The 16490-nt window shown below is 63.3% G+C and carries 16 protein-coding genes; 13 read left to right on the plus strand and 3 right to left on the minus strand.

Annotated elements, in window-relative coordinates:
* The first annotated feature begins 63 nt into the window (after positions 1 to 63).
* The gene (locus tag LZC95_33685) at positions 64 to 651 is read left to right on the plus strand and encodes a GNAT family N-acetyltransferase (protein WXA91396.1); all 588 of its coding nucleotides are present in this window, start codon (positions 64 to 66) and stop codon (positions 649 to 651) included.
* Here LZC95_33685 and LZC95_33690 read toward each other — a convergent pair.
* On the minus strand, positions 600 to 1205 hold the full coding sequence (locus LZC95_33690) for a TetR/AcrR family transcriptional regulator (protein ID WXA91397.1): 606 nt from the start codon (positions 1203 to 1205) through the stop codon (positions 600 to 602). The two genes, LZC95_33685 and LZC95_33690, sit on opposite strands and share 52 nt — an antisense overlap.
* 41 nt (positions 1206 to 1246) lie before the next feature.
* On the opposite strand from LZC95_33690, the gene LZC95_33695 reads away from it, so the two are divergent.
* The 5 genes from LZC95_33695 (at position 1247) to LZC95_33715 (ending at position 6921) form a co-directional block, all read left to right on the plus strand.
* Positions 1247 to 2269, plus strand: a complete 1023-nt coding sequence (locus LZC95_33695; protein WXA91398.1) for an alpha/beta hydrolase family protein — start codon at positions 1247 to 1249, stop codon at positions 2267 to 2269.
* Positions 2266 to 3072 (plus strand): SDR family oxidoreductase, encoded by an 807-nt coding sequence (locus LZC95_33700; GenBank protein WXA91399.1) that lies wholly within the window; start codon positions 2266 to 2268, stop codon positions 3070 to 3072. The genes LZC95_33695 and LZC95_33700 overlap by 4 nt, the downstream gene beginning before the upstream one ends.
* Positions 3073 to 3093: 21 nt before the next feature.
* Complete coding sequence (locus LZC95_33705; protein WXA91400.1) at positions 3094 to 3465, plus strand: nuclear transport factor 2 family protein; 372 nt, start codon at positions 3094 to 3096, stop codon at positions 3463 to 3465.
* A 570-nt stretch (positions 3466 to 4035) separates the two neighbouring features.
* Positions 4036 to 5553, plus strand: a complete 1518-nt coding sequence (locus LZC95_33710) for a hypothetical protein (GenBank protein WXA91401.1) — start codon at positions 4036 to 4038, stop codon at positions 5551 to 5553.
* Between the two features lie 21 nt (positions 5554 to 5574).
* Positions 5575 to 6921, plus strand: a complete 1347-nt coding sequence (locus LZC95_33715; GenBank protein ID WXA91402.1) for an outer membrane protein transport protein — start codon at positions 5575 to 5577, stop codon at positions 6919 to 6921.
* Here the strand turns inward: LZC95_33715 and LZC95_33720 are convergent.
* Together LZC95_33720 and LZC95_33725 are read right to left on the minus strand one after the other, a co-directional pair.
* Positions 6918 to 7919 carry a serine/threonine protein kinase gene (locus tag LZC95_33720; GenBank protein WXA91403.1) on the minus strand — a complete coding sequence of 334 codons (1002 nt, stop codon included), beginning with the start codon at positions 7917 to 7919 and terminating at the stop codon, positions 6918 to 6920. The two genes, LZC95_33715 and LZC95_33720, sit on opposite strands and share 4 nt — an antisense overlap.
* A gap of 351 nt (positions 7920 to 8270) precedes the next feature.
* Complete coding sequence (locus tag LZC95_33725) at positions 8271 to 8813, minus strand: TetR/AcrR family transcriptional regulator (protein WXA91404.1); 543 nt, start codon at positions 8811 to 8813, stop codon at positions 8271 to 8273.
* 162 nt (positions 8814 to 8975) lie between these two features.
* On the opposite strand from LZC95_33725, the gene LZC95_33730 reads away from it, so the two are divergent.
* The 7 genes from LZC95_33730 to LZC95_33760 all read left to right on the plus strand — a co-directional run bounded on the left by LZC95_33730 (position 8976) and on the right by LZC95_33760 (position 16178).
* A complete protein-coding gene (locus LZC95_33730) occupies positions 8976 to 9581 on the plus strand; it encodes a 2-hydroxychromene-2-carboxylate isomerase (protein ID WXA91405.1) in 606 nt (201 codons plus the stop codon).
* Complete coding sequence (locus LZC95_33735; protein ID WXA91406.1) at positions 9578 to 10279, plus strand: SDR family NAD(P)-dependent oxidoreductase; 702 nt, start codon at positions 9578 to 9580, stop codon at positions 10277 to 10279. The genes LZC95_33730 and LZC95_33735 overlap by 4 nt, the downstream gene beginning before the upstream one ends.
* Positions 10280 to 10313: 34 nt before the next feature.
* Positions 10314 to 10640, plus strand: a complete 327-nt coding sequence (gene hxsD, locus LZC95_33740) for a His-Xaa-Ser system protein HxsD (protein ID WXA91407.1) — start codon at positions 10314 to 10316, stop codon at positions 10638 to 10640.
* A 116-nt stretch (positions 10641 to 10756) separates the two neighbouring features.
* Complete coding sequence (hxsB, locus tag LZC95_33745; GenBank protein WXA91408.1) at positions 10757 to 12097, plus strand: His-Xaa-Ser system radical SAM maturase HxsB; 1341 nt, start codon at positions 10757 to 10759, stop codon at positions 12095 to 12097.
* A 2-nt stretch (positions 12098 to 12099) separates the two neighbouring features.
* Positions 12100 to 13260, plus strand: a complete 1161-nt coding sequence (hxsC, locus tag LZC95_33750) for a His-Xaa-Ser system radical SAM maturase HxsC (GenBank protein WXA91409.1) — start codon at positions 12100 to 12102, stop codon at positions 13258 to 13260.
* 87 nt (positions 13261 to 13347) lie between these two features.
* Positions 13348 to 13896 carry a PEGA domain-containing protein gene (locus LZC95_33755; GenBank protein WXA91410.1) on the plus strand — a complete coding sequence of 183 codons (549 nt, stop codon included), beginning with the start codon at positions 13348 to 13350 and terminating at the stop codon, positions 13894 to 13896.
* A gap of 5 nt (positions 13897 to 13901) precedes the next feature.
* Complete coding sequence (locus LZC95_33760; protein ID WXA91411.1) at positions 13902 to 16178, plus strand: hypothetical protein; 2277 nt, start codon at positions 13902 to 13904, stop codon at positions 16176 to 16178.
* Positions 16179 to 16490: the final 312 nt, after the last annotated feature.

Below are 16490 nucleotides of genomic sequence, written 5' to 3' on the forward strand. Positions count from 1 at the left end.
TGCGCGGTGGCAAGTGTGTGAACTCTGCACCACCTCGAGGCCGCTTGGGCGTAAGAATGGGACATGAAGCTCGAGATACGTCCCGTGACACCGGATTTGTGGCCTGCCCTGGAAGATCTCTTCGGAAAGAGCGGCGCCTCGAATGGTTGCTGGTGCATGTATTGGCGCATCGGCAGCCTCTATCGGCAGAGGCCGCGCGAGGAGAACAAGAAGGCGCTTCGGCAAATCGTGAAGCGCGGGCCACCGCCGGGGCTCCTTGCCTTCGACGGCGAGACGGCCGTGGGCTGGTGCCAAATCACGTCGCGGGACGATCTACCGTGGCTCGATCGCGGGCAGTTCGCGCGGGTGGACGAGATGCCCGTCTGGGCCATTTCCTGCTTTTACATCCGCCGTGGCTACCGCAAACGCGGCGTGACGGGCCTGCTCATCGAAGCGGCGCTCGAGGCGGCGAAGGCCGCGGGCGCGCCCGCCGTCGAGGCTTACCCTTGGGATGCCTCGAAGTCGACGCAGTCCGATCCTTTCACCGGGTTCATGTCGACCTTCGAGCGATTCGGCTTTCGAGAGGTCGCGCGGCGCAAACCGGCGCGGCCGGTCATGCGCTACGATTTTCGCTTGCGCGGGCGCAAGCCGTCGAACATCAGCGACGTGTAGCGCCGGGCCAGCGTCTCCGGCGACGAGACATCGAGCCCGACCCATTGGGCCAGGCCGTCGAGCACCAACACCGCGAGGCCATGAATGGACGACCATGCCACCATGGCCAGCTCCTGAGGATCGCCCGCCGCCACCTTTCCTTCCCGCTGCGCCGATGCAATGGCATTGACGGCGATGGCGAAGACAGCCGCTTCCGCCGCGCGGATGGCCTCCGTGTGGGCGGCCTTTCCCGCGGCCTCCACGCCAAACATCACGCGAAATTGCCCGGGGTGTGAAAAGGCGAAGGTGAAATACGCCACGCCGAGGGCCTGAAAGCGCGCCAGCGGATCGTCGCCCGCATTGGCCTGCGCCTCCATGGTGCGCTCGAGAAGCTCGCGAAAGCCTTCTTCGGCAACGGCGGCCACCAAGGCCTCGCGGTTTTCGAAATGCCGGTAGGGGGCGCCATGCGTGAGCCCCGCCCTCCGCGCCGCCTCGCGCAAGCCAATGGCACCTACGCCGTCTTCCTCGGCAATTTCGATTGCGGCCTGAAGCAGAGCTGCACGGGTTCGTTCCATGAGTTTACACTGTCTACTTTCGGTGTATACTGTATCGCACTTTGATCGACATCGCGTGGAAATTATCCCGAAAACCTGCAGATGACACTGTCATCAACGGGCACATCGTCGACCGCTTGTATGCGCGGTTCGGACGGCGCCGCGCGGGCCTCTTTGCGCACGGCTGGGGCGACGACGCCGTCCTCGCGCGGCTGACCAGTGCCGAGGTGTTTCGCCCCTCGCCGGTGAAGCTCGCGATCACCTGGGAGGGTGACGCAGGTCATTTCGAGTCGCCGCTCGCCCATGCATTGCCGGAGGCGGTGCGCACGGCCCGGGTACGCCGGGTGGGCTCCACGGGTTCGAAGAGGCGGACGGCGTGCGTCCTCCTGGCGGGCTCACGCGAGGAAGGCTTCGCGCTGCGCGAGTCCATTTATGGTCCCCTTACGGCGGACGGCATCGATCTGGTGCTGCTCGAGAATCCCTTTTACGGATTGCGCCGCCCGCCGGGGCAAGATGGCGCAAACCTGCGGACGGTGGCGGAGCACGCGCTCATGAACATTGCCATCGTCGCCGAGGCGCATGCCCTGCTCGAAGCGCTCCGCGCCGAGGGTTACGAGCGGCTCGGCATCGCGGGCTACAGCATGGGCGGTTACATGGCCGCGCTCACGGCGGTGTTCACGGAGGCTCCTCTGGCCGTGGCCGCACTGGCCGCCGGCTCATCGCCAGCGCCGGTGTTCACCCGCGGTGGGTTGTCGCACTCCATCGACTTCGCGAGGCTCGGCGCATCCATGCTGGACGACGCCGCCGCGCGAAAAAAGCTATTCGCGCTGTTCGATATGGCCCGCATCACCCAATGGCCTGCCCCCGTGCACGCGGAGAGCACCATCTTGCTGGCCTGCCGGCGCGACGGGTACGTCCCCGCCAGCGAGACGCGGGCGCTTCATGCCCACTGGCCCAAGAGCGTGCTTCGCTGGGTCGACGCCGGGCACATTTCCGCCTTGTTCACCGAGCGGCGAGCCCTTCGCGCCGCCGTCCGCGACGCATTCGCACGCCTACCCAACGACACGAGGAGCACTGCCACATGACGAGCACACAAAGCGTATTTCGCGACGGACTGTTGGCCGGCCAATCGGCCTTCATCACCGGCGGCACCAGCGGCATCAACCTCGGCATTGCATGTCGATTCGCCGAGGCCGGTGCCAATGTCACCATCCTGGGGCGCAACCCGGAAAAGGCCGCACAGGCCGCCGAGGAAGTGCGCGCCTTCGGCTCGAAGGTGCTCGCCGTCACGGCGGACGTCCGTGATTACGCCGCCCTGGAAGGCGCCATCCGCACCAGCGTGGAAGCACATGGCCCCATCGATATTCTCATCAATGGCGCCGCGGGCAACTTCCCCGCCCCCGCCGTGGGGATCTCTTCGAACGGATTCAAGGCCGTCGTCGACATCGACCTGGTTGGCACCTTCAACGCCTGCCGCGCAGCCTTCGAGCACCTTCGCAAGCCGGGTGCGCGCGTCCTCTCCATTTCGGCCACGCAAGGCAGCGTCGCCTCGATGATGCAGGCCCACGTGTGCGCCGCCAAAGCGGGTATCGAAATGCTCACGCGCGTGCTCGCACTCGAGTGGGGCGCCGCCGGTGTTCGCGTCAATGCCATTGCGCCGGGCGGCGTCGAAGACACCGAGGGCATGCGCCGCCTCGCCCCCTCGCCGGCCATCATGACGAAGCTGGCCGAAGGTGTCCCGTTGAAGCGCTTTGCGTCGCGCAGCGAAATCGCGGAGGTCGCGCTCTTTCTCGCGAGCCCCGCGGCCTCGTACATCCACGGCGCCGTGCTCGCCGTCGACGGCGGGCACGCGCACGCCGGATTCGGAACCTCGGCCGTCCTCGGATAATCAGAAAAGGAGTTTTCATCCATGAAACGATTTCGTGAAGCCGTCGAAGCCTCGGACATCGAAGCCCTCGTGCAAACCCTCTCCCCGGACATCGTCTTTCATAGCCCCGTGCGTTTCCACGGTTTCGAGGGCCGCGAAACGGTGGGCACCGTCTTGCGCGCCGTGATGCGCGTCTTCGAAGATTTCCACTACACCGGCGAGCTTCACGACGGCAACGACACCGCACTGGTTTTCCGCGCCAGGGTCGGCAAGCTCGAACTGGAGGGCATCGATCTGGGCACCGTCGACCCTTCGACGGGGCTGGTCAAACACCTCACCGTCTTCGTCCGCCCGCTGTCCGCCGCCCAAGCCCTCGCCGCCGCCGTCGGCAAAGAGCTCGGCCTCACGTCCTAGCGCTTGTGCGCGAAACCGCACCGCTCGGTGACGCTCGCCGACCCAATCGAATTTCGGGACAGCACTCCCCTCTACATCAGCGAGCGCGATCCTTGAGCAGCGTCGCGAAGAGAAGAAGAAACCGCCAGGACGCCATAAGAGAGGCGCCAGGATCGCCAGGTGAACCAACAATAAACTCTCATTTTTGGGATTTATTGTTGGTTCAGTTGGCGATCCTGGCACCCCTGGCGTCCTGGCGGTTGCCTTCTTCCTGTTCGAGGATCGTGCTCGCTGACTAGCGTAAGCACATGCCAAACCGTGTCAGGTTTGCCTGATTCGTCGGTTATCCATCCGGATTGACCTGCGATCCACCTGATCACGGTACTTTTTCGATTCGAGCGACGCCGCCGCTCCTTTCGGCCCAAGGGTCCATGTCGCAAGACTCCCTCTTAGCGGGACAGGCCCTTAGTTGAATGTGGTTTTCAAGTGGTATGCTTCGTGCTGATCGGCTGGCCGAAAAGGGCGCTTTTTCAATAGAGCCCAACCACGCACATGCAGTCGTCAGGTCGCTCCCGGGGGCGTAGGGGACTCATGACATTTCGTCATTTCATTCTGGTCTTCTCCGGGGCACTCGTGGGGTTGGCCGTCGGCGTAGGTATGGGCTCGATACGCGGAAAACCTAGGGCGCGCGCTCGCCTATCGGTCGCACCGGATGCGAGCCTCGCGAATGACTCGACGGCGCATTGCCAGGAAGAGCTTCTCGAAAAGACATCGAACAATGCCTGCTTGCTGGAGTTTCTCCAGGAGGGTGACGCGTCCACCTCGGCAAAGTGCCAATCGTTCACGTGCACGCGCATCCAGGCTCCCGAAGACATCGCCGAGCCCACCTTGGACGAATGGAAGGCGTTCGCGAGGCAGGAGCACGTCCAATTCTATTTGCCATGCCCCGTGCGCGAAGATTGGATTCCCGACGACCGCGACCGCGCCGAGCTTGGGCTTTCCCCCGCGGAGACGCAAGCGCTGGGCGAGTTGTACCGAGCCTCGGGCGTGCGGCTTTGGAGCAAGGTAAAACCGATTTGTGCCGAGGCCTTGAACATCGACCCGAATGCGGCAGAGCGGCTCGGCCTCACCCATTGCTCCGAAGTGCTCGACGCGCGAACGCGCGAAGATGCCGACCTCCTGCGTTACGTGGCGGAGGTTCGCGGCCGCATCCCCTCGGAAATGGCCCCGGAGTACGTCTCGGCGCCCGGGCGCTACGTTCTGGCGCGGCTGGACGAAGCCAATCGCTTCGAGGCCGACCTCTCGCGCCGCATTGGGAGCGACACCGCCCGCATCGTCGCGCGTGCCGGTTCGTTCTGCGCCGGTCCCCGCAATCCCCACCCGCGCCGGTACACCTCCCCCTCCGCCACGGAGCTCGCACTTCGCTGCCGCGACCAGGTGATGGAGGCCGAGGCCGAAACGAGGCGCCTCTCGAGAAGGCTTTATCGCCGCATCGGCCGGCCCGTAGACCCCTATGTCGAATACAAATGCCTTGCGCGGGATACGACGCCAAAACGGCCGCCGACCCTCACCGAGGATCGCTCCGATCTCCGACCGGAACGAGAAGAATGGAAAGCACTCGCCGAGCAGGGCACGCTGAAATTCGGCGTGCCCTGCCGCATGCCCGATGGATTCACTCCGCCGGCCGACGAGGCCATCGTCCGCGAAGGATTGACGAAGATCGATATACGCAATCTGGGGGATGCGTACAAACGGTCGACGGCACGCATTCAAAGCATGGAGTCGACGGCGTGCGCCGAGGTTCTCATGATTACGTTGGACTCCGCAAATCGCATTGGAAGCAAAACGTGTTTGGCCATTCTCGAAGAGCAATGGCTCCACGAAGACCCGAGCATCTTCCGCGTGATTGCCGAGATCCGCTCCGGTGAGCGCGCGCGCGAGCCCGTCACCCTTTCGCCACTCGCCCGATACTACTTGGGCCTGACCGAGGAAATGGACAATTTCGAAGCCGATCTCGCGCGCCTCGGCGGAATCGAGCGCGCCCGCAAGATCATGGCCTCACCCCTTGCGTGCTTCGACCGCGTGGAACTTCCTCCGCACAAGGAATGAAAGAATGATATCAGAGACATCGTGAGCAGGCGATTCGGCGCGGCGGTTGGGGTGTGGGGCCCGCTTCTCATCACGGTGTTCTTCGCGGGCAGGCTGCATGCGCAGGAGCACGATCATCAATTCTTCTTCTCGGACGACGCGGCGCTTGCCGGTGGGTCGGTCGCGGCAACGGCCGACGATTCGGGGGCGATTTATTACAACCCGGCCGGGCTTGCCCTCAACCGGCGCTCGCATGCCGATCTCAATGCATCGGCACTCGGGGTGCGCATTCGGTCGATCGATCCCATCATGACCAACCGTCTCGTAGAGGGCACTCCGTCGGTCAAGCTTCGCACCGTGGACATCATTTCCACACCCCACGCCGCGGGCATCACCCGCCGTTTTGGCGAGCATATGTCGGCGGGCTTTGGCATTTACGTCATCGATTACGACATTCGCACGGGGGAAGATACGACGACGCAGACCAATCCGCATAGTGGGAATTCTCTTCGGCATCACGTGGATCTCGATCTGCAACGAAGCAAATACCTCGTTGGCCCGGCCATCGGATGGCAGCTCGTGCCCGGGCTTCGTTTGGGCATTGGCATTTACGGAACGTACGCCAGGGCATCCAGCGGCGGGCGCATCTTCCTCGATGAGTCGCAGAATTCCCAAGTTGGATATCTCTTCTTTCACTCCCGCGGAAGCCTTTCCACCGTGGGCGCGCGCGCAACGGTGGGCATGCAGTGGGACTTTCTGCCATCGTGGACCCTTGCGGCCGTCGTCCGCAGCCCTGAACTGCAACTCGTCGCGTGGGGTTCCCAACTGAGCGTGGTCTCGACGGGCAACTCGCTTCCGAACGAAGGCTCGCCGCCGAGCTTCGCCGTCACGGAGGAGGAGGCCGACAGCTCGATCACGTTGAATAGGCCACCGCATTTCCTTGCATCGATTGCGCGCAAATTCGAGGGCGGGTTCGTTTCGGCCGAGGTCGACGTGCAGCCGCCCCTGCGCATCGTGTCGCAGGGGATCGACCGCGAGACGACGTTCAATGCGCGGATCGGGGGCATCATGCCGGTATCGTCGACGATGTCGCTGGGCGCGGGCCTTTTCAGCGATCGGGCGATGAGCCCATTGGCCCTGGGTCTTTCGGCCGATCGCGTCGATTATTATGGGCTCACCGTCGGCGGCCAAATGCGCACCTTCATCGGCATGACCGGAAAAACGGAAAAGGAGCCCCTGGTGCTGACCACGACCCTCGCCATTCGCGCGGCGGTCGGAATTGGCGAAGCCCGCACGTACGATATCGATGCATCAGGTTTCGCGCCCAGGTCGGCGGACGTCGTTTTTTACGAGCTCGTTCCCTATTTGGGGTCGGCCATCGTTTTTTAAGGGTCGAAAACGTGGCTCAAAAAGAGCACCACGGCCACGAGACCCAAGGCAGCGGCCGCAAGGCCGACGTGCAGGAAACGCCCCCTCCTTCGCGCGAGCCGGGTCGGAGTCGTCGGCGTCAGGCGACCCGAGCTCTGATCCATCCTGAGGATGATCGCATCGAGGGCCTCGTAGATTTCCGACATGGTGGCGAATCGCGACGACGGCGCCTTCGCGAGAGCCTTCATGACGATGGCCGCAACTCCGTCGGGAAGACGGGGCGCCACCTCGGACAGCGGCCGCGGCTGCTCGCGCAGGATGACGAATGCGACGGGAAGACGGCGCGGATTGTTGGTCGTCGTGGGGTGAATTCCGCCGCTGAGAAGCTCATAGGCCAATGTCGCCCAGGCGAATTGATCGCTGCGCCCATCCACGGCATCGCCCAGCGCTTGCTCGGGGGCCATGTAGAGCGGCGTGCCCATGACGATGCCGGTTCGCGTCTTCTCCCCCATCGGATCGGTCGCGTTGGAGAGACTCGCAAAGGGGGTCATGCGCTTGACCACGCCGAAATCGAACAACTTGATTTCGCCGCTGTTGCACACCATCACGTTTTCGGGCTTCACGTCGCGGTGGACGAGCCCCTGCCGGTGGGCGGCATCCAACCCGCGCGCAATTTGCGCGAGCCACGAAAGGCGCTGCCGAATACCCACGCGCTCGTCACCGATGAAGGCGCTCAATTGATGCCCCGAGACGAGCTCCATCACGATGTACGGAACGCCCTTGAAGGACCCAACGTCGAAGATGCCGATGGCATTCGGATGATTGAGCGACGCGGCCGCGCGACCCTCGCGCATCAACCGGGTGGCCGCCGCCGTCTGCGCAACTTCCGGCCGGACGACCTTGAGCGCAACCTGACGACGCAGCATGGGGTCGTAGGCTTGGTACACGAGCCCCATCCCGCCTTCTCCGAGCTTACCCTCGATGCGAAAGCGGTGGAACGTGTCGCCGGCCAACAACATGGTGGGCTGGGCCCCCCCTTCCTAAGACCTCCTCGTCCGCACGAGCGGGAGGGGTTCGAATCTATGCCAGATGATGCACTTTACATCATCTCCTCTCAGGAAGCTCTATGACCGCGCAAGGCTTCTCTCGTGTGCCTCCGTGCGCCATTTTCGCGCGAACCCCATCCCGTGGGGGCGGACCTTTCTCGCTTCACGGTCTGGACGAATTTGGCTGGAGCACCAGCTACACCCGACGACACCGCTGTCAGGTGTAAGAGCCCCCGCTCGACGGGATTCGTTCGGCGGAAGAAAGAGGGAACCGCGAAGACGCCAAGAACGCCAAGGGTTTTTCTCCTCTGGTTTGATTTGAAATTACTTGCGCCGTTTTGCAGCAAACAGCGATTTCAATTCGCCGCGAACGGTGTCGAGGATTTCGGACGACAGTTTCTTGTCGTTGACAGCCCTAGCCAGAGTGAGGGCGCCCACGAGGGCACACCAGATTAAAATGGCGTGCGCGCGTTGCTTGGGCCCGCCGGGCAGCACGTCCGCCATGCGCAGCAGCGCCTTTTTCGTTCGCAGGGAAAAAGCAGTGCGCGTACGGGCGTGGCTTCGCGCCACGTCGCCGGCAAGCGCCGCGACGGCACACCCTTCGGCCGGCGCGTCCCGATGCGCCTCGGCGAGGTATGCATCGACCCACCGCGAAAGCGTCACCTCGTCCTCGGCCGGCCGCGGCTCGATGCCGATGCGATCGTCGCCTTCGTCCAACGCGTGAGCGATCGCCTCGGCCACCAGATCGTCGCGCGATTCGAAGTGCCGGTAGAAACCGCCGTGGGTGAGCCCGGCCTCCTTCATGAGATCGGCAACGCTCAACCCTCCGATGCCTGCCTGCCGAAAACGCGCCGCGGCAATCCGCACGATGCGTTCATGGCTTTCGACTTTCTCCGCTTGCGAGTGGCCCATAGGACGTTGGAGCAGACTACCACGAAAATTTCATTCGACATCAACAGGATGATGATTAACATCCTGGTCATTCAGGATGACGTTCGTCATCCTGACATTTTTGGAGGCATTTCCCTCATGCATGTCGAATTCCTCTTCGATTACACGAGTTCGTATTCCTACTTGGCGAATGCTCGAATCCGGCAGCTCGGCATTCCCATCGCGTACACCCCGGTCGACGTTCGGGCGATCATGAGCGGGGCGCGCAACCCCCCGGCCTCCAGCGGATCGGCGAAGCTACGGTATGCATCGCTGGATTGTGCACGGCTGGCCGCGTCCTACGGCGTTCCGTTTCGGTGGAATCATCATGTCCACGCCTTGGTCGAGGATGGCACGTTGGATGCGCAGCTCCTACTGCGAGGGGCCGCGGTGGCGCAGGAGTTGGGCGCATTCGAGCGGTACCACGCTGCGGTGTTCTCGGCGATATGGGCGGACCCGCGTGATCTCACATTGAAAAAAGAGCGGACCGCGCTCTTGGAGGAGCATGGCATCGGCGTGCCCGATCTTTGGGAGCGCGCAGCCGACCCGGCCGCGGTGCGCGCCCTCGCGCGTCGAAACGAGGAAGCCATCGCGCGCGGAGTTTTCGGCGTGCCGATGTTCTTCGTCGATGGAGAACCTTTCTTTGGCAACGAGCGCATCGAATTCGTTCAGGCACGCATCGCGGGCCAGGGAGCAGCGGCATGAGCAGGCGACTTGCACTGGTGACGGGGGTTGGGCCTGGAACGGGGGCATCCATCGTCCGGAGGCTTGCGCGCGGTGGGTACGAGGTGGCCATGCTCGCGCGCAACGAAGACCGGCTGCTCGCACTCGAAAAGGAGATTCCGGGTACCCACGCGTTCGCGGTCGACATTGGCGATGAGCACGCCTTTCACGCGGTACTCGATCGGATCACGGGCACGCTGGGTGCGCCGGAACTGGTCATCCACAATGCCGTTGCGGCGACATTCGGGAACTTCATGGAGGTCGAGCCGGCGGCTCTGGAGCAAAACCTTCGAACCAACGTGATGTCCCTGCTGCATCTCGCACGCAAGACGGCACCGGCAATGGTCGAAGCCGGGCATGGGGCCATCATCGTCACCGGAAATACATCGTCCTGGCGCGGCAAATCCAATTATGCGGCGTTTGCCCCCACCAAGGCAGCCCAGCGCATCCTGGCAGAATCCATTGCGCGCCAATTGGGGCCGAAAGGCGTGCACGTAGCATACCTCGTCATCGATGCCGTCATCGATCTCGGGTGGACCCGGGCCAAGCATCCCGACAAGCCGGACGACTTCTTCATTCAGCCGCGCGACATCGCCGAAGAGGTCTGGCACGTCGCCCATCAGCCGCGCGGCTCATGGTCGTTCAACGTCGAGGTCCGCCCATTCGGCGAATATTGGTGACGCGGCCCCGCCGTCCGGGGCTAAAGTCCATCGGGTGGACACCTTCGAAGGGGCGGACGGTTCAATCCGGCTAACCTTGGCGCTGGGCAGCTACCGGCTCACGGCCATCAAGAAAGCCGCGTATCGGCTTGCGGACCGCTGCACCATCGAGCTGGGCGCGCCCAACGAGCTCACCGTCGACGTCACACTGCACTTCAAGCCCAGTGTGACCACGCCGCAGAAAGACGAAGTCACGCGAGCCTTCTTCCAGGAGCTCCTCGATCAAGAACTGCGCGAGCTCGTCGCGGAAGAAGTCGGCCCCGTGCGAACACTCATCCTTGCGCACGCATTCTCCAAAACGAACCTCGTTCGCAGCGAATGAGCTCCCTCGCGCCACGATTCCATGGGCGAGAGGCATTCACGCCGAGGTCGAGTTACCGGCTGCTGCCATTTCGATTTGGGCGCCTCGACGCAGACCGATACATCGTAACCAATGATGTGGCGGAATACGTCGTTCTCTCCCGTAACGAATTGGCCGCGTTCGCACGGCGCCAGCTACCGCCTTCGTCGGAGGTGTACCGCGCACTCAAAGTGCGTCATTTCCTCTTCGACGCGGATTCCGAGTGCGCGCTCGACCTCCTCGCCCTCAAATACCGCACACGCGCCGCAGCGATTGCCGAATTCACCGGCCTTCACATCTTCGTCGTCACGCTGCGGTGCGACCACTCCTGCCATTATTGCCAGGTCTCGCGGCAAACGGAGAACAAGCATGCCTTCGACATGCGCCGCGAGCACGCCGACCGCGCCCTCGAGCTGACCTTCCGCAGCCCCGCACGGTGCATCAAAATCGAATTTCAGGGCGGCGAGCCCCTTCTCAACTTCGACATCGTTCGATACGTCGTCGAGCGCGCCACCGCCCTCAACGCGGAGCATCGCAGAGACCTGCAATTCGTCATTGCCTCGAACCTCGCGAAGCTCACCGACGATATTCTCGCCTTCTGCAAAGCCCATCACATTCTTTTCTCGACCTCGCTCGATGGGCCCGCCGATCTGCACGACGCCCATCGCCACGTTCGCGACGGAAGCAGCCATGCACGCACCCTCGAGGGGATCGGGCGCGTGCGCGCGGCACTCGGTCATGAGGCCGTGAGCGCCCTCATGACCACCACGCCGAAAAGCCTCGACCGCGTCGACGAGATCATCGACGAATACGTCCGTCAGGGCTTCCGAAGCGTTTTCTTGCGAAGCTTGAGCCCTTATGGATTCGCCGTGCGCACCAGTTTGGTGCGCCGGTACAACGTCGAGGATTGGCTGGCGTTCTACCGGCGTGGGCTTTCCCACATCCTGGCCTTGAACCTACGGGGCACCGAGCTTCGTGAGGATTACACATCCGTCATTTTGCGAAAGCTCTTTTCCCCCCAGGGCTCGTCGTACGTCGATCTGCAATCCCCCGCCGGTATTGGTATTGGGGCCATCGTTTACAACTACGATGGCTCGGTCTTCGCCTCGGACGAAGGGCGCATGCTTGCTGAAATGGGCGATTTCACCTTCAAGTTGGGCCACCTCGATTCCGACGCGTACGAGGCCTTGCTGACGGACGAGGTACTCGTGGGCACCCTTCACGATACGTTGCTCGAAAGCAGCCCGATGTGCAGCGACTGCGCGTTCTTACCGTATTGCGGTTCCGATCCGGTCTTTCACAAGGCCACGCTCGGAGACGTCGTCGGCCACAAAGCGTTCAGCGCATTTTGTGCCAAGCAGATGGGTGTCGTCCGCCACGTCGTATCCTTGTTGGAAGACGATCCCGAAGCGCGCCGTATTTTGCTCGAGTGGGTTTAGCCATGCTTCTCGAATTGCAGGGGCGACACCTTCGTCCAATCACCGCGACGTCACGAGAATCGTTCATCGGCCGCATTTGCGAGCAGACGGAGCCGTGCCCCTCGACATCAGGACGGGAAATTTTCCTGCAGCGCACGCCGAGCGAAACGTTGCCTCCAGGCTACCGCGCTTACCTCTTGTGCCATGACGCTCCGGCGACGTCCGAACATCGGGACGTCTATCGGCTTGCCCGCCCGATGCACTACCTCGCGCACGAAGACGTCGTGCGCCTCGACCCGCAGCGCGGGGCCATCTACGCACTTTATCGTCGCACATCGTCCTATAATTCGTTGTTGGTCACGGAGCAATGCGACAACTACTGCGTCATGTGCTCCCAGCCACCCAAGGCGAAGGACGATGCGTGGCTTCTCGACGAGCTTCGCCAGATCGTACCCCTGATATCGCCGGAAACGCAGGAGCTCGGCATCACCGGCGGCGAACCTGCGCTGCTGGGCGAGGGTCTTGTCGAGCTCTTGCAGTTGCTCGAGCAACATCTTCCCCGAACGGCCATTCACGTCCTTTCCAATGGGCGCCGATTCTCCCGGGCGGACTTCGCACGGGGGGTGGCCAAAGTCGGCCATCCAGATCTCGTTTTTGGCATTCCCTTGTATTCCGACGTGCCGGAGGATCACGACTACGTCGTTCAGGCGCGCGGAGCGTTTTCGGAGACCATTCGGGGCATACTCAACCTCAAACGTTACCGCGTGGGCGTCGAAATTCGCTTCGTGGTGCACACCGAGACCTATCGCCGGCTCCCGGATTTCGCGCGGTTTCTCGCGCGAAATCTCTTGTTTGCCGATCATGTGGCCATCATGGGCCTCGAGCTCATGGGGTTTGCGCGTGCCAACCTGGATGCCCTCTGGATCGACCCGATCGACTACCAGGGACAACTCGTCGAAGCCGTAACCACGTTGCACCGGGCCGGCATGGCCGTCTCCATTTACAACCACCCGCTCTGCCTGCTCGATCCGTCGCTTCACGGCTTTGCACGAAAGAGCATTTCCGACTGGAAGAATACGTATCTCGAAACTTGCAACGCCTGCGCCCGAAAGAGCGACTGCGGAGGCTTCTTCGCATCGTCATCGTTGCGTCGGAGTCGCGGCGTTCGGCCCCAGATGTCCTGACGGACGTCCGCCGGACAGCTCTTGCGTGGCTATTTCTCATTCTGCGCGATTGACGAGATCTCGATGCGCGCCCAAAGATGGGCGGACATGCCCGTGCGTCGGATCCTGGTTCCTTTGAGCACGGCCATCCTTGCTGCGCTGTCGAGCGCCGGAGCCTCCGGGCTGCTCGCCACGGACGCCGCCGCCCAGGTCGCACGTCGCCCGGAAGAGGAGGATGACGCCGACGCCCCACTCGTGTTGGCCGTGCCCCACACGCATGCCACCGGGATGTTGCTCGCGCATCGTTCGCACAGTTCCCATCGTTCGCATTCGTCACATCGAAGCCATTATTCTGGCTCTGGCAGCGGGTCGCACTATTCAGGTGGGTACGCCACCGAGCCAAACCCCGCACCGGAGCCTCCGGCCCCGCGACCGGCGCCGCCGCCGCCCGCCAAACCTGCCTCGGTGTCGTTCGTGGCCTTTCCGGGTGGCCGCATCTCCATCGACGGCGTGGCAGTGGGGACCGACGCAACGGGCTCGTTGAGCCTGAAGCCCGGCACGCATACCGTGCGCATCGAGAACCGTTTTCTCGGGGATCATACGACGACGGTGGTGCTCAGCGAGGGGCAAACCGGCGTCGTGAACATCGATTGGTGACAAGGATGTATCCAAAGTACAACGGCACGACGCGGGCACTCTGCCCGATCTGCGGCGCCCGTCGCGAGTCGCACGATGGGGCCTGTTCCTTCTGCCGCGGGCCCAGCCAAGACGGTTCCGGCCGCCCATCGGTCACGCGAAGCGTTCACGATGCAACGGCCGCGTGGGGCCAAACCGTTTTCGGAGCTCCACGTGGGCTCGACCAGCTCATCACGGCCATCGATGTCCAGGACGAGGTGTTCGAAAGGCTCGCCACGGAATACATCACGTGCCCTTTGCGCGAAGAGCGTGTTCCCACGAAGCAGCGAGGAGCCTCGGCCCCGCGTGTCGATCCGCGCACCGTGGATCCATTTCGCACCACGCCTTCGCAGCTTCGCGCGGAGAGCGAATACGTTGCCCCCTGCATGCGATGCAACGGTGCGGGCACGGCCCCGTGCCATGGTTGCGGCGGCACGGGAAGGGCACCCTGCGCCGGCTGTGGAGGCAGCGGAAAAGAGCTAAAACATTATCAGCGAAGCAGCCGCCTCATAAACTGCAAGGCTTGCCGCGGACGGGGAGACGCACGCTGCGTGGTTTGCAGCACGCGTGGCCATACGAGCTGCAACATGTGCCTTGGGAGCGGCTACCAGCTTGCATGGCTCACGTACGAACGGCAAACGCGTTGGTCCATCGTCATTGCGCCAAATGAGGTAGTTCGTATTTATCCACACCTCGCGGAACATCGCTTTCTCGTCAAAGGCGATCTCGTATCGTTTCAGGTCGTCGCCGAGGAAATATCGAATGGCCGAATCCAAAGCGGGGGGGTATCCAAGGAGCTTTTGCGCGCCGCGGAATCGACATCGCACACGGAGCGGATCCATCGTCAGCAGTACATCAAATTCGTCATGGTGAAACGCGAAGTGCGTTTTAGCCTATCGGGAACGACAGGGGCCCTCGTCCTGGCCGGCAACGATCTTCGGCCGAGTCACTCCGGACGCGCGCTCGGGGCCATTCGCGCGCGCATGTACGCGTGGGTCGCCATGGGCGCGGCGCTCGCCGTGCTCACGGGGGCGCTCCTGAGCGAATTGCGCGGCTCCGGGCCGTATTATGCTCGAAGCAATGATTGGCTCGTCATCTTGTGGCTCGTGGCGATGGCCGCGACCCTGCCCCTGCTCGGTGCGCTGCTTCGTGCGGTCGGTCCCGGATTTCGATTTCGTGGACTGCGTCGATTCGAGAAATGGCTCGCAGCCTTCGTAGGCCTCGCCTTCGCAGCCCTCATCGCCGTTGGGTTGGCAGCGCGACCGCGCAGCGGAGAAGTCTCGCGCGACTTGGCCAATGGTAACGTGGCGCACGCGCGGCTGGTCATCGATGCCCTGAAGGCGCTGCGTTCCGGCGCAGCCGACGTGCGCGAAGCCGAGGACGCCGTCGTGCTCGCGGAAGCCCAGACCGCGCAGGGCGAATCGCGGTGGAAAATGCTCGGCGACGTGGCCGCGCGGAATGGGTCTCGCGCGACCGAGGCGGCGAAGATGGTTCGTGCGGAGCGTCTCGCGGAGGCACGACGTCTCTTCGGGGAGCCGGCTTCCGCGGTCGCCGCGATCGAGCGGTGGTTCCCATCGGCGGGCAAAGGCGATCCCGAGATTGCCGAAGCGCTCGCCTCCGCGTACGAGCACGCCGGCGAACAATGTGCGAACGATGCATGCCGGCTGCAAGCGGCGTTGCAGGCCGAAGATGCCGCGAGCTCTCCGCCGCGCACGCAGCGCATCGCCGAGGCACGCACGCGCCTTCTCGCGTCGTTCCAGCCCGCCGAAGCTCCCGGTGAGGGCAAGCTGGCGCGGCTTCGAAGGCTCCGCGCCATGGCCGAAAGCGCGACGCGCACGCTCGAATTCGCGCGAAACGACGAGGAACTCACCCGCCGCGCCAAAGAAACGCAGACGTGGGCATCCGCGGAACGCGCCAAGGTCGCCGTTCTTGGGTCCGATAGGGCGATTGCCGAGGAGCTTTTCGAAAAGGCCGCATCGTCCGATGGCAAACACGTTTGGATTCCGCAAGAAGAGACGCGCATTTATCTATCGCTCGATGCAACCGGCACATGCCGCGGCCTTTATGTCGTCGGTGCAACCGAGAAGTCGCGCGCCATCGAAGGGACGGCTTGGACGGCGGAGCGCATTCTCGCTCGAGCCATGGGACGCCCATCCGCGGTGAAACGCCCGGCCGATGGCGCCACGTCGATCCGTTGGAACGAATCGACGGTGCCCGTCGTGGAGGTCGAACTGCGCATCGGCGATGCCAACCCCGCCATGTAGGAATATTCGATACCGAGAGCGGGTCGAGGGGTGCGATGAAACAGGAAACGACGAAACGATGGCTTATACCCCTATTCGCGGGGTGCATGGCCGCCCTGTCGCTGGCGTGTGCGCCTGCCAAGAGCACATCGGCCCCCGCGTCTGCGCCAAAGGCTCCGCCGCGGAGCGAGGCCACGACAACGGCCCCCATCTTCGAGGTGGTGCGCGTCGATGACGAGGTCGATCCGCTCGCCAATGTTCAGAGTACACCCAAAGGAATCGAGATTTTCAACGAATCATTGCCGAAGCGGGATGGCGCACCGCCCACGACCC

The sequence above is a fragment of the Sorangiineae bacterium MSr12523 genome (assembly GCA_037157775.1).
Lineage (GTDB): Bacteria > Myxococcota_A > Polyangia > Polyangiales > Polyangiaceae > Pendulispora > Pendulispora brunnea.

Coding starts and splice junctions, on each gene's coding strand:
- LZC95_33700 (WXA91399.1), top strand. CDS start 2,266: ATGACGAGCACACAAAGCGTATTTCGCGACGGACTGTTGGCCGGCCAA.
- LZC95_33720 (WXA91403.1), bottom strand. CDS start 7,919: ATGTTGTTGGCCGGCGACACGTTCCACCGCTTTCGCATCGAGGGTAAG.
- LZC95_33690 (WXA91397.1), bottom strand. CDS start 1,205: ATGGAACGAACCCGTGCAGCTCTGCTTCAGGCCGCAATCGAAATTGCC.
- LZC95_33705 (WXA91400.1), top strand. CDS start 3,094: ATGAAACGATTTCGTGAAGCCGTCGAAGCCTCGGACATCGAAGCCCTC.
- LZC95_33755 (WXA91410.1), top strand. CDS start 13,348: ATGCCCGTGCGTCGGATCCTGGTTCCTTTGAGCACGGCCATCCTTGCT.
- LZC95_33760 (WXA91411.1), top strand. CDS start 13,902: ATGTATCCAAAGTACAACGGCACGACGCGGGCACTCTGCCCGATCTGC.
- LZC95_33730 (WXA91405.1), top strand. CDS start 8,976: ATGCATGTCGAATTCCTCTTCGATTACACGAGTTCGTATTCCTACTTG.
- hxsC (WXA91409.1), top strand. CDS start 12,100: ATGCTTCTCGAATTGCAGGGGCGACACCTTCGTCCAATCACCGCGACG.
- LZC95_33735 (WXA91406.1), top strand. CDS start 9,578: ATGAGCAGGCGACTTGCACTGGTGACGGGGGTTGGGCCTGGAACGGGG.
- LZC95_33685 (WXA91396.1), top strand. CDS start 64: ATGAAGCTCGAGATACGTCCCGTGACACCGGATTTGTGGCCTGCCCTG.
- LZC95_33710 (WXA91401.1), top strand. CDS start 4,036: ATGACATTTCGTCATTTCATTCTGGTCTTCTCCGGGGCACTCGTGGGG.